Genomic DNA, 14169 nt, shown 5'->3' with positions numbered 1-14169 from the left:
GAAGAGTGGAGTAAAGGATGACTGAAGCAACCAATGCCGTTTTTGAGTTTCATGCAGGGACTAGCCCTTTGCTGATTTCCATGCCACACGTGGGTACGTATGTGCCCGATGATGTGTTGGCGCGCATGAGTCCGGAGGCCCGTCAGTTGCAAGACACCGACTGGCATTTGCCACGCTTGTACGCATGTGCCCGTGAACTAGGCGCTTCCATCCTAATTGCTAAGTACTCACGTTATGTGGTGGACCAGAACCGTCCACCCGATAACGCCAGTTTGTATCCCGGACAAAGCGTTACGAGCCTATGCCCGTTGGATACCTTTGGTGATGAGCCGTTGTATCAGCCAGGTGCCGAGCCAAACGATGCAGAAGTTGCTGCACGACGCGAAGCAATCTGGCGTCCTTATCACCAGCAATTGCAGCAAGAGCTTGAGCGTTTGCATACCCAGTTTGGTCGTGTAGTGCTGTGGGATGCGCATTCTATACGCTCTATTGTGCCTAGGTTCTTTGATGGCAAATTGCCTGACCTGAACTTTGGTACGGCTGACGGTGCTAGTTGTGATCCAGAATTAGCACAACGCTTGCTGAGCGTAGCGCAGCAAGATGAACGCTATAGCAGTGTTCTGAATGGCCGCTTTAAAGGTGGTTATATCACTAGAAACTATGGCAACCCCGCCAACAATATCCACGCGGTACAGCTGGAAATGGCGCAGTGTTGCTATATGGAAGAAAAGTGGCCATTTGAGTATCAAGAAGAAGTTGCCAAAAATGTGCAACCCTTAATCAAGTCACTGTTAAACGAAGCACTAGCCTTTGCTCAGGACAAGCGCGATTAAGCAATCCCTTGCCACAACAAGTTTGCACCCCTGATGGGGTGCTTTTTTTTGCTCGTTCAACATACAGAGAAGGGTGCGCTAAGAAGGCTGCCAAGGAAGTGGTTGAGTAAGTGACGATGCGGCAATAGCGGTTACTGACGTGGTTTGACACCTTGTGAGGCCGTGTTGAGGAGCAGGTATGCGTGTAGTCGTTCGCTTTGGCGTGTGGGAATGACCAAACCTGCTTTGTCTAACGGATAAATGGTCTAGATATACAGCAAAAAGTGGTAGATCAAGCTAGACCATTTTGTCGCTATAAAAGAAGCTCTGCTGTTTTATTTTTTTAGCTGTTGGAGCTACCCATGTCTACCGCGACATATTCTTCTTCTTTTTCTTGGCGCGACTGGGTGCATCCCGTTGTAGCTGGTTTGATTTCTGTGCTGGTGAACTATGGAGGCACCTTTATTTTGGTGTTTCAGGCCGCCAAGGTGGCCGGTTTAAGCCCTGAGCTCACAGCGTCGTGGGTATGGTCGGTGTCTATAGGGGTGGGGGTGACTGGCTTGGTATTGAGTTGGCGCACCAAAGTCCCTGTCATCACCGCCTGGTCTACGCCCGCTGCGGCGTTCTTAGTGACGGCTCTCGCCACTACGCCCTATGAGCAAGCCGTAGGGGCGTATGTGATCTCTGCCGCTTTATTTGTACTGTTGGGGTTGTCGGGTTGGTTCGAGCGATTGATACGCTGGATTCCGCCTGGTATCGCTGCTGGTTTGTTGGCTGGTATCTTGCTGCAGTTCGGCATACAAGCTTTTGGAGGCATGAGTGTAGACCCATGGTTGGTAGGGACGCTAATCGCCGCCTACGTGCTTCTAAAGCGGTTTACAGCACGGTATGCAGTAGTGGGTTTACTGGTGTTAGGGTTGGCGCTGTTGTTTGTGCTGGATAGGGTAGAGCTACAAGGGGTAAGCCTGCAGTTTGCGACACCCGTATTTACGATGCCTGCTTTCTCGGTTAATGCATTGCTCAGTGTGGCCTTGCCGCTGTTTTTGATCACACTCACAGGGCAATACATGCCGGGTATGTTGGTACTGCGTAATGATGGTTATCACACCAAGGCTAGCCCCATAGTCAGCATGACGGGCTTGGGGTCGTTGTTGATGGCTCCTTTTGGGTCGCATGCGTTTAATCTGGCTGCTATTACGGCGGCAATCTGTACGGGGCCAGAAGCACACGAGAATCCTGCTAAGCGTTGGGTGGCTGGGGTTGCTGCCGGTATTTTTTATATTCTGGTGGGGGTGTTTGGGGTGACGCTCGCGGCCGTGTTTATGGCCTTGCCCGCTACGTTCATTACAACGCTGGCAGGGTTGGCATTGTTGGGCACTATAGGCGGAAGTTTGGCGAGTGCCTTAGCGGAAGCTAAAACCCGTGAGGCATCGTTAATTACCTTTTTGGCCGCCGCCGCGAACATTCAGTTCTTGGGTATTGGAGGTGCTTTTTGGGGGCTGGTCATAGGACTTTGCGCACATGTGGCGCTGCATGTGTCGTTTACGTCTACCCGTGCATCTTCCTAGTGCTAGGGTGTAGTTGCTAATCGCGCATAAAAAATCCCATCATGCCGTGTTTGCATGATGGGAGATGATAAAAGAGATTAAATAGAAATTACGGGTAGAAAGTAGAAACTACGGCTAAACCGGCTGGAATAGAAATTAGGGCACAAAGAGTACTAATTACGACGGTAGAGGCTGATTGGTCCATATAGGCTTTATTGCCAACCGCTAAAGCAGGAACAGCGGTTGCGGTAGGAATAACCCCAATCAAAAACGCTGAAGCTAATAGTTCACCACGTAAACCTAGGGCAATCCCTACGCCTAGAATTAAAAGCGCTTGAACGATGTTCTTTACAAAGACGTTAAAGATAATTTCTTTGTTCAGAGAGAATTTGGATTTGGAAATAAACAAACCCAGAAAGAACAGCGCTACACCGCCTGCCGTTTTGCCCAGTTCATTAATAGAAGCACTGAGGATTTCAGGTAAGCGCACGCCACATACGGCCAACACAGCACCTAGGATGGGCAAGATCACCAAGGGCTGGGATACCGCTTTCCCTAATGCTTTGAGTGGGCTAGAACCCGCACCACCGCCTAAGAGTGCCAAAGCCAGCGGCAGAATCAAAACGGTGTAGATCAAGTTACCAATCACCATGGCGATTAACCCAGCAGAACCTACTGCGGCAATCAATACTGGTGGCCCGCAGTACGCCATATCAGGGAAGGACACGGCCAGTGCCTGCATGGTGGCGTCAGCCTTGTTGTGTTTGAACATCACCCTACCAGCGATATAGCCTAATACGTAGGTAACAATTAACCCCACAGCTAACGCTAAGGCGTAATCAATATTCAGAATGTTTTTGGGTGATGAGCTTAGTGCGGCCAAAAATAAAGCCAAGGGCAGGGCGATTTTTACTACGTAGTCTGCAAAAGCCTGCGAGTAGTCCTGTTTTACAAAACCTGTTTTTCCGCATCCCCAACCTACCGCTATGCCCAGCGTGATTGGGCCTAACGCTTCCAGAATGGTGTGCACTAACATATTTTTATGATCCTATTCCAAACGAGTTTGTTAAATAAAGAAAAGAAATATTTATGCAATAAAAAGTTGGGTTTCTTTTTGGCGGGTAAAGATTAATTATAACTTTATGATTTAGGTAAAAATAAATACTTGATCATATTCCTCTGTTACTGGGTAAAACAATTGTAAAGAAGTATTTAATACAGGGTTAAGTAGTGGTTTTTCTGGATCCCATTTCAATAGTTTTGGTTTTATTTTTCATAAGTGGATTATGATTTAAATTGCACCAAAGTCTGATGGGAAATTTAAGCTCAAGGGGAAAAGATGATTCGTTGTGTAAGGCTCTCAACAGATGAGCATGGTCAATCAAAAATCGAAGAAGGCTTCATAGATTTACCCGGCGGCGAACGCGGGGATTTGGTGGGTGTACCAACGAATGCGGTCAGCATTTCGTTCAGGGAAACCAGTGAAGGTGGCAGCTTTGATTGGCACACCGCACCAGCACGCCAATATGTGCTGACCCTTAGCGGCGTATTAGAGTTTGAAACGCGCACAGGTGAGTGCTTTCAATTAAGCCCCGGTGACGTACTGTTGGCCGAAGACACCGTTGGTGGTGGTCATAAGTGGCGCTTACTCAATAACGACCCATGGCGTCGTGCGTACGTGATTCTTCCCTTGGGTGAGACCGTACCGTTTGTACCTGCGAAATAAGAAGTTGCTGAATAGGAGTAGTTATGACGAATCAAAGCCTGCCCGCTAATGCCGACATAGTGATGATTGGCGCGGGTATCATGAGTGCCACGCTGGGAACCTTGTTAAAAGAGCTGGAGCCCTCACTGAATATTGTTGTGCTGGAAGCCTTAGAAGACTGTGCACAAGAAAGTTCAGACGGTTGGAATAACGCAGGTACGGGTCATGCGGCCAACTGCGAAATGAATTACACCCCACAGCGCCCTGACGGCAGCGTGGATATTTCCAAAGCCTTGGAAGTCAACACAGAATTCGATTTGTCCCGCCAGTTGTGGACATACCTGATCCGCAAAGGATCTATCCCTGACCCACGCGCCTTTATTCACCCTTGCCCACACATGAGCTTTGTCTGGGGCGACGATAACGTGAAGTACTTGCGCGAACGTTTTAAACAAATGTCGGCGCACCATTGCTATCACGGTATGGAGTACAGCGAAGACCCTAAACAGATTGCTGAATGGGTGCCGCTAGTGATGGAAGGGCGTGATCCTAGCGAGCCTATTGCAGCGACACGTATTATTACGGGTTCCGATGTGGACTACGGTGCGTTGACGCACATCTTGTTTAAAAGCCTGTCCCAAGAGTCGGGTGTGTCAGTGAACTACCTCAGCCGTGTGCACGACTTGAAACGTGCCGCTGACGGTAAATGGCAAGTTGACGTACGCAATGCGCACAGCGGCGAAAAACAATCGGTGACAGCCAAGTTTGTGTTTATTGGTGCAGGTGGTGGCGCATTAGAGCTGCTGCAAAAATCCGGTATTCCTGAAGGCCACGGTTATGGTGGTTTCCCTGTTAGCGGTATTTGGTTGCGTTGCGATGTTGATGACGTGAGCGAACGCCATCACGCCAAAGTCTACGGTAAAGCACCACACGGTTCGCCACCAATGTCAGTACCGCACTTGGATACACGTATTATCGGTGGCAAAAAATCCATTTTGTTCGGGCCCTATGCTGGCTTTTCTTCACGCTTCCTGAAGCACGGTTCCTTGCTAGATTTAGCAAAATCGGTACGTCCAGGCAACGTTGTGCCTATGTTGGATGTGGCCAAAGATAACTGGCAACTGTGCGAATACTTGGTGTCCCAAGTGTTGCAAAGCGAATCTCATCAGTTTGAAATGCTGCGTGAGTTCTACCCTGAAGTACGCCCACATCAGTGGACTAAAGCGGTAGCGGGTCAGCGCGTTCAGATTATTAAACCTACACACCATCACGATGGCGGTATGCTGGAGTTCGGTACTGAACTGATTACAGCATCGGATAGTTCTATCGCTGCGTTGTTAGGGGCGTCTCCTGGTGCGTCTACAGCCGCGTTTATTGCGCTGGAAATTCTGCAGAAATGTTTTGCCGACAAACTGACGCCAGATGGTTGGTTGAACAAACTGAAGAGCATTATTCCTACCTACGGTATAGACCTGAAAGTGGATGCTGCGGCATGTAATGCCATTCGTGCCGAAACGGCTGCTGTATTGAAACTGGAAAATATTTAAGGACGTTCCTCCATGAAGATTAAGAATGTTGCCGATTTGTTGACTGAAACCCTGATTGAAGCTGGGGTAAAGCGCATTTATGGCGTGGTGGGGGATAGCTTGAACGGAGTGACTGAGTCCATCCGTCAACGCCCTGAACTGGAATGGGTAGGTGTACGCCACGAAGAAGTGGCGGCATTTGCGGCCAGTGGCGAATCACAAGTTACCGGTGAGTTGGCTGTGTGTGCAGGGTCGTGTGGGCCAGGTAACTTGCACTTGATCAACGGTTTGTTTGATGCACACCGTAGCCGTACGCCCGTATTGGCCATTGCTGCACACATTCCTTCTGCAGAAATTGGCAGTGGCTACTTTCAAGAAACGCATCCGCAAAATCTGTTCCAAGAATGCAGCCATTACTGCGAAATGGTGTCAGATCCCAAACAGCTACCTTACGTATTGGATAACGCCATTCGTGCGGCTGTAGGCCAAAAAGGGGTCGCTGTTATTGTCTTGCCGGGTGACGTCGCATTGGCAGACTCGCCAGTGAGCGCGGTGACGCCGCATTTGGGCTTGATCCCGCCAGAGCCAGAAGTGCAGCCTGCCGCAACCCAAATTGATGCCTTGGCTGAGCTGTTGAATAACTCTGGCCGTGTTGCCTTGTTTACTGGCCGTGGTTGTGCCGGTGCGCACGATGAGTTGCTCAAACTGGCTGATGCTCTAAAAAGCCCTATGGTGCATGCCTTGGGTGGTAAAGAGCACGTGGAATACGACAACCCTTACGACGTAGGGATGACCGGTTTCATTGGGTTCTCGTCTGGCTATGCAGCCATGCATGCGTGCGATACGTTGTTGATGCTAGGCACCGATTTTCCCTATAAACAATTCTTGCCCAGCCACGTTAACGTGGTGCAAGTCGATATACGCCCTGAAAACCTGGGCAGACGCGCGAAGTTGAAATTGGGTGTGGTGGGCGACATTAAGCTGACGATTCAGCGTCTGCTACCAAAACTCAAAGCACGTACAGACAATAGTTTCCTGGACTCCGCTCGCAAACATTATCAAGAAGCCCGCAAAGGTCTAGATGAGTTAGCGCAGCCAGGTAAACATGGCGTCATACACCCGCAGTATTTGGCACGTATGTTGAGTGAAAAAGCCTCTGAAGATGCGATTTTCACAGCAGACGTGGGTACGGCAACCGTGTGGGCAGCTCGCTACCTGAAAATGAATGGCAAACGCCGTTTGGTGGGCTCCTTAACACACGGCTCTATGGCCAATGCGATGCCCCAAGCGTTGGGTATCAAGCACGCATTGCCTGAGCGTCAAGTAATTACCTTTTCGGGAGACGGTGGGTTGTCCATGCTGATGGGGGATTTAATCAGCCTGAAACAACACAACATTCCTGTGAAAGTAGTAGTTTTCAATAACGGTGTGCTGGGTTTTGTGGCACTGGAAATGAAAGCGGCTGGCTTTGTGAATACAGGGGTTGATCTGGATAATCCAGATTTTGCTGCTGTGGCTCGTGCGATAGGCATTCATGGGGTGCGCGTAGAGCACCCAGATGATCTTCCTGCAGCGATAGAAGAAGTTCTACAGCACGAGGGGCCTGCTTTGCTCGATGTAGTAACGGCGAAGCAGGAGTTGGTGCTACCTCCGACCATTGGTCTAGAACAAGTTAAAGGTTTTGGGCTGTGGGGGTTAAGGGCGGTGATGGATGGTCAAATGCACACTGTGCTGGACTTGGCCAAAACCAATCTTCTGGACCGCTAATAATCTGGTGCCAGGCTAGTGTAGTTTGCTGGTTTTTCTGTTCTGTGCCACGTCTTGGTTGTTGCAGCAAAAGGCGTGGTGCAGGATAAAACAGTTGGTTTTCACCTAGATAATTATTATGGTAAATGAAACCGTCGTTGATCTGTCCCGCTTGCAGTTTGCGGCTACAGCACTTTATCACTTCTTATTTGTCCCGTTAACTCTGGGTCTGTCCATTTTGATCGCTGTGATGGAGACGGTATACGTCACCACCGGGCGTGAGATTTACAGACGCATGACACAGTTCTGGGCCAAGCTTTTCATGATCAACTTTGCGCTCGGTGTAGCAACAGGGTTGACCATGGAAGTTCAGTTTGGGACGAACTGGTCTTTTTACTCCAGCTTCGTAGGGGATGCATTCGGTACCTTACTGGCGGTAGAAGGCTTAATGGCTTTCTTCATGGAGTCTACCTTTATCGGTCTGATGGTCTTGGGCTGGGATCGCATGTCCAAAGGTAAGCACTTGGTGGTGACCTACTTGGTTGCTCTGGGTTCTAACTTGTCGGCATTGTGGATTCTGGTGGCTAACAGCTTTATGCAAAGCCCAATGGGTGCTGAATTTAACCCCATTACCATGCGTATGGAGTTATCCAGCTTCTCGTCCATGTTCTTCAACCCCGATGCGCAAGCCAAGTTCGTGCACACCGTATTAGCGGGCTACGTCACAGCAGCGGTATTCGTCTGTGGGGTGAGCGCGTTCTATATGTTGCGTAATCGACATATGGATCTCGCGCGTCGTTCTTTCCGTATTGCCGCGTTGTTCGGTGTGCTGGGTACCGCTGGTGTTCTGACCTTAGGCGATGCCTTGGGTTTGATCGGTGGTCATGCACAGCCTACAAAACTGGCTGCGATGGAAGCGCTCTGGAAAGAAGAAAAAGCTCCAATGCCGTTTAACGCCATTGCTTTTCCTTCGCAATCCGAGCAGCGAAACCTAGGCGAAATACAAATCCCAGCGTTGCTCTCTATTCTGGTCACCCATTCGTTGGATGGAACAGTACCCGCTGTAGACCAGTTGGAAGAACAGGCTAAGGTACGTATTCGCAATGGTATTCCTGCCGTAGAGGCGATGAAAACCTTGAGTGCGAATCCGCTTGATGTAGAGGCGCTTGCTAAGTTTGAAGCGCACAAAGCTGACGTGGGTTATGGCTTACTGGTACAACGCTACGCACCCGATGGCGACTTCTCTTTGTTGACCGAAGCGGATATTGCTAAAGCAGCCAATGACACCATTCCTGAAGTATGGGTGATTTTCTGGTCATTCCGTATCATGGTGGCATTGGGTCTACTGATGTTGGCATACTTCGTAGCGGCGCTGGTTCTGACGCTGTCCAACAAAGTGCAAAACAATCGTTGGTTCTTGCGCTGTTCTATCTGGATGATTCCTATACCGTTTATCGCGTGCGAAATGGGTTGGATCGTAGCGGAAATGGGTAGACAGCCATGGACAGTGTACGAAATGTTGCCAACGTGGTTGTCGGCATCCACACACAGCGTGACTTACATGATTGTGTCGTTGGTAGGTTTCTTGTTGTTCTATACGATTTTCGCGCTGATCGAGATGTACTTGATGATCCGCAGCATTCGTAAAGGACCGGAAGATGCCCCAGCAGGCAACGCTCCGGCTACCCAAACATCTGCCGCGACAGCGTCATAATCTAGGGAGTCAACCATGGAACTTTATTACGTACTTCAAATAGTCTGGTGGCTACTCTTAGGGGTGCTGCTGATGGGGCTAGGGGTGATGGTTGGTATGGACATGGGCGTCGGTACATTACTGCGCTACGTGGGCCGTACTGACGCTGAGCGCCGTGTAGCCCTGAACATTATTGGCCCACACTGGGATGGTAATCAGGTGTGGTTCATTCTGGGCGGCGGTGCTATTTTCGCTGCTTGGCCACTGGTATATGCCACGGCTTTCTCCGGCTTCTACATTGTGATGCTGGTGCTGTTGTGGAGCATGATCATTCGCCCACTGGGCTTTGAGTACCGCAGTAAATTGCCACATGCAGCATGGCGTAACGCCTGGGACTGGAGCCTGTTTGTGTCCGGTTTGGTGCCGATGGTGATTTACGGTGCTGCAGTAGGTAACGTACTACAAGGTGTGCCTTTTAACTTTGACTGGCGCATGACGTCTTACTACACCGGCAGTTTCTTGGAGTTGATAAATCCATTTGCTGTGCTGTGTGGTCTGGTGTCGGTATCCCTGTCCATTTACATGGGTGGTGCCATTCTTATGAATGGTAGTGTGGGCGATATCGCCAAACGTGCTCGCAAAGCCTCTTTGTTTGGCGGCACGGTAGCGATTGTGTTGTTTACCTTGTGCGGTATTTGGGTAGCCAACATGGATTTCTACCAAATTACGTCGTCACCTGAGCCAGGCTTGGCACAGATCCCACTGCATCAAACGGTAGAGGTAGTAGAGGGCGGCTTGTTGAGAAACTTCCGCAACTATCCTATTTTGTGGCTGGTTCCTGCCTTGGGCTACATAGGCTTGATCGTCGGTATGCTGGCGCTGAAAGCTGGCCGCTCGGTAGTGGGCTGGTGGATGGGCGCATTGGCTTGGGTTGGTGTATTGGGTACTGCTGGCGCTGCCATGTTCCCATTCATTATGCCGTCCAGCACACATCCCTCACATAGTCTGACCGTATGGAACTCGGGTGCTAGCTCATTGACCATGAGCTGGATGCTTGGTTTCACCATCATCTTTATGCCGCTGATTATTGCTTACACAAGCTGGGCATTCTGGGTGATGCGAGGCAAAGTGACGACTGAGCAAGTCGATAGTTCAGAACACGCTTTATAAGAGGAGTCACACTATGTCGGTGCTTATGCGTTTTATTGTGCTCCTGATTTTGGCTGTTATTGCGATTCTGCTAACGGTCATCCTCGGAGATTACGGCCCTTGGTATTTGTCGTGGTTGCTAGGTACAGGGTTTATGGTACTGGTAGCGGCAATGGGCGGCGTCTTGTATGAAGAGCAAGAAGACGCATTGGACAGACCTGCTGAAGTAAAAAACAGGTCGTCCTCGGGTTACTAATCAGCTTAGGCTGAGGTGTTAACCGTCTCAAAGTGCTCTGTGGAGGGGGCTTCAGCGAAGAACTCGCTGATAAAGCCTCTCCACTTAGGAAAAGCGGGAGACTCACGGAAATCCACCATGTGGTTTTCCAGAGTCTCCCATTCTATATGTAGCAGGTAGTGTTCAGGCTTAGCCAAGCTGTGGTTAAGGTTGTAGCGAATGTAGCCTTTGGAATGGCGAATAACGCTCTCAACGCCTTGTGCTACAGCAGCTTCAAATTCTTTTTGCTTACCGGGTTGAATCTGAATGCTGGTGAGTTCGTGAATCATGGCAGTCCTTGTTAACAATAATAGAAAATAGAAGAGGGCATAATTGCTAAAGTCATACGCCCATTGCAGAGATGGGATAGCGCTCAAAACATTGTTGATTCTAGCGTAGCAGCAGCGGCTGCGGCTATCTCACCGTACAGCCCACAGTAGGAGTTGTTGATGGAATGGAATTTTTACGCTGAATCGCTATGGGTTTATTTGTCACTAGCGGTGAAGCTGTTGGTAGGGTTGGTCATTATTATTGCCAACATGAATTGGACCGGCAAAACCAAACTGTCGCAGATGAATGCCATCGACCTAGTAGGTAACTTTGTGCTGGGTGGTGTCGTGGGCGGGATTATCTATAACCGAGACATCAGTTTTCTGACCTACATCATTTGCTTAGTCATTGGCATAGGGGTGATTGATGGTCTGAACTACCTAGTGAACCGTACCAACTTTTTTAGATCGTTTGCGGTGGGATGCCCCATTACGTTGATAGCAGACGGTAAATTTTGTGTGGCCGCGATTAATAACAAAAAGAACAAAATTGATCTCAGTATCGTCGCGAGTCTATTGCGCAGCATGGGGCACTTTTCGTTTTCGGGGTTGGAGTTTTTGCAAATAGAACCTGGCGGGCAGTTAACGGTTATAGAGAAAAAAGAGGGCGGGCCTAGACCTGCGTTTATTGTGTTAATGAATGGCACGGTATTTGCTAGCCTGCTTGAGAGCTTAGACAAAGACGCCGCATGGCTAGAGTCACAATTACATCACGCTGGGTTTGAGGATCTACACACCATTTTCATGGTGGAGTGGTGGCAAGATACCTTGACGGTGGTGTGTGATAATGGCGAGGTCACAACCATTAACGCCGCGCATTGACGCTTGGCATACTACGTAGAACTACGGAATTTCTAGTCAGTCTTACCTTTGCGAATCAGGGGCTGAGCGCGCTACCCTATATACGCCTGTGCAACTGCCTTGTTGTGCAGTGAACGTGCCAATCGGATGAATAAGGTGTAGAAATGCGTAGATTTTTGACGGTAGGAGTACTGTTGTCGTTGGCGGTGGTAATGATGCAAAAGCCAGCACTAGCGGCGTCATCGGCAGCAGCGTTGCAAAGTGCGGCAGCACAAGGTGGCATGGCTGAACTTCGGCAGTTAATAGCCGAAGGGGCAGATATAGAGGCCCGCGACGCACAAGGCAGGACGGCGTTAATGCGCGCAACGCGTGCTAACCAATTGCAAGCCGCTACTGTGCTGATAGAAGCGGGTGCTGATGTCAATGCAAAAGATAATATAGAGGATAGTCCGTATTTATATGCGGGAGCCCAAGGCTTAAATGATATTCTCTTGCTAACCCTTGCTCATGGTGCCGATCTGCAAAGCACCAATAGGTATGGCGGCACTGCACTTATCCCCGCAGCAGAAAAAGGTCATGCCGATACAGTCAGTATTCTGTTGGATGCGGGTGTGGCGGTAGATCATGTGAATCGTTTGGGGTGGACCGCCTTATTGGAAGCGATTGTGCTGAGTAATGGAGGCCCTGTGCATCAAGACATCGTGCAACGTCTTATTGAGGGCGGTGCTGATGTGAACCTTGCTGATGACAAGGGTATGACCCCCTTACAGCACGCAGAACAGCGTGGGTATAACAAAATTGCTGCATTGTTGCGTGCAGCGGGTGCGCGATAAGGAGCCTAGACTATGACCATAAGTACAGAGAAAGCCGAATTTTTGCGTGAAGCCATTGCGTTGGCCTATGCCAACCAACAGCAAGGTGGTAGGCCTTTTGGTGCGGTAGTTGTAAAAGATGGGCGTATAGTGGCAACCGGTGTGAATGACATTCACGTTACGCACGATCCAACGGCGCATGCTGAGTTAACAGCATTACGAGCCGCCAGTCAGGTGCTGCAATCCCCTAATTTATCGGGCTGCAGTGTCTTTGCGAGTGGGCATCCTTGCCCCATGTGTATGGCGGCAATGCGTATGGCTGGCGTGGAAGAAGTGGTATATGCCTACTCAAACGAAGAAGCGGAACAATATGGGCTGTCGACGGCAGCCATTTATGCTGAGTTAGCCTTACCGTTCTCGCAACAAAGTATGCATATACAGTATGAGCCATTGCGTCCTGAGCCTTATGCAGGCTTGTATACGGAGTGGAAGTTAAAACAAAAGTAGTAGGGCAGTATGGATGTAAACGTAACGCATAAACACGCATCTACCGTGTGGTTGCTGGTGGTGGTTGCCATCATAGGACTGAATTTACGTCCGTTTATGACAGGGATTGGGCCATTAGCTGAATCCTTGCGTGATGCTACAGGGCTAAGTCAGCAAGGGTTGTCCATGCTGACCTTAATTCCTATGGCGCTAATGGGTGTGGTTGCTTTTGCTGGGCCCGCGCTACAAGGCAAGTTGGGCGCGCGACTACTGGTGATACTGGCCTTGTTGGTGATTGCTATAGGGGCAATACTGCGCTGGGTGACTACCTCGGGCGGGGTGCTACTACTGACAGCAGCCATCATGGGTTTTGGGGTAGCCATTATTCAGGCCGTATTTCCTGGCATTATCAAACGTCAATTCATGCAGCGCAGCAGCGTTGTGATGGGCTTGTATTCAGCCATGATGATGGGGGGCGGAGCACTGGGCGCGCAGTTATCACCCTGGGTGGCACAGGCCACGGGTAGTTGGCAAATAGGTTTAGCGTGGTTAGTGATGCCTGCGTTGCTGGCCTTGTTCCTAGCCGTGAAGCTGCTACCTATGGACCCTCCGCGTAGTGAAGGTAAGCGAGTCTCCATAACGCCATTGCTACGCCGTCGCCGGACGTGGTTGTTGATGTTGTGCTTTGGTTTGGTGAATGGGGGTTATTCGTCTGCTGTGGCATGGCTTGCGCCGGCCTATCAAAGTTTGGGGTGGAGCGCTGCGTACAGTGGTAGCTTATTGGCTGTGATGGCCATTGCTCAAGCGGTAGCAGCGTTGGTGCTACCTGCGATTGCTTGCAGAAAACCTGATTTCAGACCGTGGTTGTGGTTTACCTTAGCTTTGCAACTAGTGGGTTTTGCTGGCTTAGCATTTTGGCCTGCTGCAGCGCCATTGCTATGGGCCATTGTGGTAGGGGCAGGTTTGGGTGGCTGCTTTTCACTCACCATGGTGGTGGCGTTAGAGCATCTCAAAGAGCCAGCGCAAGCAGGCGCCTTGGCCGCTCTGATGCAAGGCGGTGGTTTCTTATTAGCGGCAATGGCCCCTTGGATTGTTGCTACCTTGTACGACGCTACAGAAAGTTATATGGCCGGGTGGGTGTGGCATGTAGGCTGTGTGGCAGTAGTGAGTGTATTGGTCTGGCAGTTTGCGCCCAAAGGTTATGCGCAGGCAATGGGTGTTTCGGTCTCAGCAGAATAAGCGAGCACAGCAGGTGCAGTGGTTAGCCGGTAGGTACATGTGTTTCATGT

Annotated in this window: 14 protein-coding genes; 12 read left to right on the top strand and 2 right to left on the bottom strand. The window is 50.0% G+C overall.

All coding sequences use genetic code 11. The features are described 5' to 3' along the window. Positions 1 to 17: 17 nt before the first annotated feature. Both hutG and ACLPHM_RS04495 read left to right on the top strand, forming a co-directional pair. Entirely contained in the window at positions 18 to 833 is an 816-nt protein-coding gene (gene hutG / locus ACLPHM_RS04500) for an N-formylglutamate deformylase (RefSeq protein WP_430220068.1), read from the top strand. Positions 834 to 1174: 341 nt separating this feature from the next. Continuing rightward, positions 1175 to 2380 carry a benzoate/H(+) symporter BenE family transporter gene (locus ACLPHM_RS04495; RefSeq protein WP_430220067.1) on the top strand — a complete coding sequence of 402 codons (1206 nt, stop codon included), beginning with the start codon at positions 1175 to 1177 and terminating at the stop codon, positions 2378 to 2380. Positions 2381 to 2468: 88 nt separating this feature from the next. Here ACLPHM_RS04495 and ACLPHM_RS04490 read toward each other — a convergent pair whose 3' ends face one another. Beyond that, positions 2469 to 3395, bottom strand: a complete 927-nt coding sequence (locus ACLPHM_RS04490) for an AEC family transporter (protein WP_430220066.1) — start codon at positions 3393 to 3395, stop codon at positions 2469 to 2471. A gap of 303 nt (positions 3396 to 3698) precedes the next feature. Here ACLPHM_RS04490 and ACLPHM_RS04485 point away from each other — a divergent pair, with 303 nt between their 5' ends. The 6 genes from ACLPHM_RS04485 to ACLPHM_RS04460 all read left to right on the top strand — a co-directional run bounded on the left by ACLPHM_RS04485 (position 3699) and on the right by ACLPHM_RS04460 (position 10434). Then, the gene (locus ACLPHM_RS04485) at positions 3699 to 4085 is read left to right on the top strand and encodes a cupin domain-containing protein (protein WP_135866221.1); all 387 of its coding nucleotides are present in this window, start codon (positions 3699 to 3701) and stop codon (positions 4083 to 4085) included. Positions 4086 to 4108: 23 nt separating this feature from the next. Next, a complete protein-coding gene (gene mqo / locus ACLPHM_RS04480) occupies positions 4109 to 5611 on the top strand; it encodes a malate dehydrogenase (quinone) (RefSeq protein ID WP_430220065.1) in 1503 nt (500 codons plus the stop codon). A gap of 12 nt (positions 5612 to 5623) precedes the next feature. Next, entirely contained in the window at positions 5624 to 7357 is a 1734-nt protein-coding gene (gene poxB, locus ACLPHM_RS04475; protein WP_430220064.1) for a ubiquinone-dependent pyruvate dehydrogenase, read from the top strand. Positions 7358 to 7475: 118 nt separating this feature from the next. Then, positions 7476 to 9050, top strand: a complete 1575-nt coding sequence (locus ACLPHM_RS04470) for a cytochrome ubiquinol oxidase subunit I (RefSeq protein ID WP_430220063.1) — start codon at positions 7476 to 7478, stop codon at positions 9048 to 9050. A 15-nt stretch (positions 9051 to 9065) separates the two neighbouring features. Further along, entirely contained in the window at positions 9066 to 10199 is a 1134-nt protein-coding gene (gene cydB, locus ACLPHM_RS04465) for a cytochrome d ubiquinol oxidase subunit II (RefSeq protein ID WP_430220062.1), read from the top strand. Between the two features lie 13 nt (positions 10200 to 10212). Next, entirely contained in the window at positions 10213 to 10434 is a 222-nt protein-coding gene (locus ACLPHM_RS04460) for a hypothetical protein (RefSeq protein WP_430220061.1), read from the top strand. Between the two features lie 5 nt (positions 10435 to 10439). On the opposite strand, the gene ACLPHM_RS04455 is transcribed toward ACLPHM_RS04460, so the two are convergent. Beyond that, complete coding sequence (locus ACLPHM_RS04455; protein WP_430220060.1) at positions 10440 to 10742, bottom strand: antibiotic biosynthesis monooxygenase family protein; 303 nt, start codon at positions 10740 to 10742, stop codon at positions 10440 to 10442. A gap of 159 nt (positions 10743 to 10901) precedes the next feature. Here ACLPHM_RS04455 and ACLPHM_RS04450 point away from each other — a divergent pair, with 159 nt between their 5' ends. The 4 genes from ACLPHM_RS04450 to ACLPHM_RS04435 all read left to right on the top strand — a co-directional run bounded on the left by ACLPHM_RS04450 (position 10902) and on the right by ACLPHM_RS04435 (position 14119). Beyond that, complete coding sequence (locus tag ACLPHM_RS04450) at positions 10902 to 11603, top strand: DUF421 domain-containing protein (RefSeq protein ID WP_430220059.1); 702 nt, start codon at positions 10902 to 10904, stop codon at positions 11601 to 11603. A gap of 143 nt (positions 11604 to 11746) precedes the next feature. After that, positions 11747 to 12415 carry an ankyrin repeat domain-containing protein gene (locus tag ACLPHM_RS04445; RefSeq protein WP_430220058.1) on the top strand — a complete coding sequence of 223 codons (669 nt, stop codon included), beginning with the start codon at positions 11747 to 11749 and terminating at the stop codon, positions 12413 to 12415. 12 nt (positions 12416 to 12427) lie between these two features. Beyond that, positions 12428 to 12901, top strand: coding sequence for a nucleoside deaminase (locus ACLPHM_RS04440; protein WP_430220057.1), 474 nt, complete (start codon positions 12428 to 12430; stop codon positions 12899 to 12901). 9 nt (positions 12902 to 12910) lie between these two features. Beyond that, positions 12911 to 14119 carry a cyanate transporter gene (locus ACLPHM_RS04435; RefSeq protein ID WP_430220056.1) on the top strand — a complete coding sequence of 403 codons (1209 nt, stop codon included), beginning with the start codon at positions 12911 to 12913 and terminating at the stop codon, positions 14117 to 14119. Positions 14120 to 14169 lie beyond the last annotated feature (50 nt).

The sequence above is a fragment of the Paenalcaligenes sp. Me131 genome (genome assembly GCF_050487225.1).
GTDB lineage: Bacteria > Pseudomonadota > Gammaproteobacteria > Burkholderiales > Burkholderiaceae_B > Paenalcaligenes.
The sequence above is the reverse complement of the archived record's forward strand: the minus strand, read 5'-3'. Positions and strand labels throughout refer to the sequence as shown.

Bases quoted from the DNA above. Each gene is read 5' to 3' on its own strand.
- hutG (WP_430220068.1), top strand. From the start codon at position 18: ATGACTGAAGCAACCAATGCCGTTTTTGAGTTTCATGCAGGGACTAGC.
- ACLPHM_RS04495 (WP_430220067.1), top strand. From the start codon at position 1,175: ATGTCTACCGCGACATATTCTTCTTCTTTTTCTTGGCGCGACTGGGTG.
- ACLPHM_RS04490 (WP_430220066.1), bottom strand. From the start codon at position 3,395: ATGTTAGTGCACACCATTCTGGAAGCGTTAGGCCCAATCACGCTGGGC.
- ACLPHM_RS04485 (WP_135866221.1), top strand. From the start codon at position 3,699: ATGATTCGTTGTGTAAGGCTCTCAACAGATGAGCATGGTCAATCAAAA.
- mqo (WP_430220065.1), top strand. From the start codon at position 4,109: ATGACGAATCAAAGCCTGCCCGCTAATGCCGACATAGTGATGATTGGC.
- poxB (WP_430220064.1), top strand. From the start codon at position 5,624: ATGAAGATTAAGAATGTTGCCGATTTGTTGACTGAAACCCTGATTGAA.
- ACLPHM_RS04470 (WP_430220063.1), top strand. From the start codon at position 7,476: ATGGTAAATGAAACCGTCGTTGATCTGTCCCGCTTGCAGTTTGCGGCT.
- cydB (WP_430220062.1), top strand. From the start codon at position 9,066: ATGGAACTTTATTACGTACTTCAAATAGTCTGGTGGCTACTCTTAGGG.
- ACLPHM_RS04460 (WP_430220061.1), top strand. From the start codon at position 10,213: ATGTCGGTGCTTATGCGTTTTATTGTGCTCCTGATTTTGGCTGTTATT.
- ACLPHM_RS04455 (WP_430220060.1), bottom strand. From the start codon at position 10,742: ATGATTCACGAACTCACCAGCATTCAGATTCAACCCGGTAAGCAAAAA.
- ACLPHM_RS04450 (WP_430220059.1), top strand. From the start codon at position 10,902: ATGGAATGGAATTTTTACGCTGAATCGCTATGGGTTTATTTGTCACTA.
- ACLPHM_RS04445 (WP_430220058.1), top strand. From the start codon at position 11,747: ATGCGTAGATTTTTGACGGTAGGAGTACTGTTGTCGTTGGCGGTGGTA.
- ACLPHM_RS04440 (WP_430220057.1), top strand. From the start codon at position 12,428: ATGACCATAAGTACAGAGAAAGCCGAATTTTTGCGTGAAGCCATTGCG.
- ACLPHM_RS04435 (WP_430220056.1), top strand. From the start codon at position 12,911: ATGGATGTAAACGTAACGCATAAACACGCATCTACCGTGTGGTTGCTG.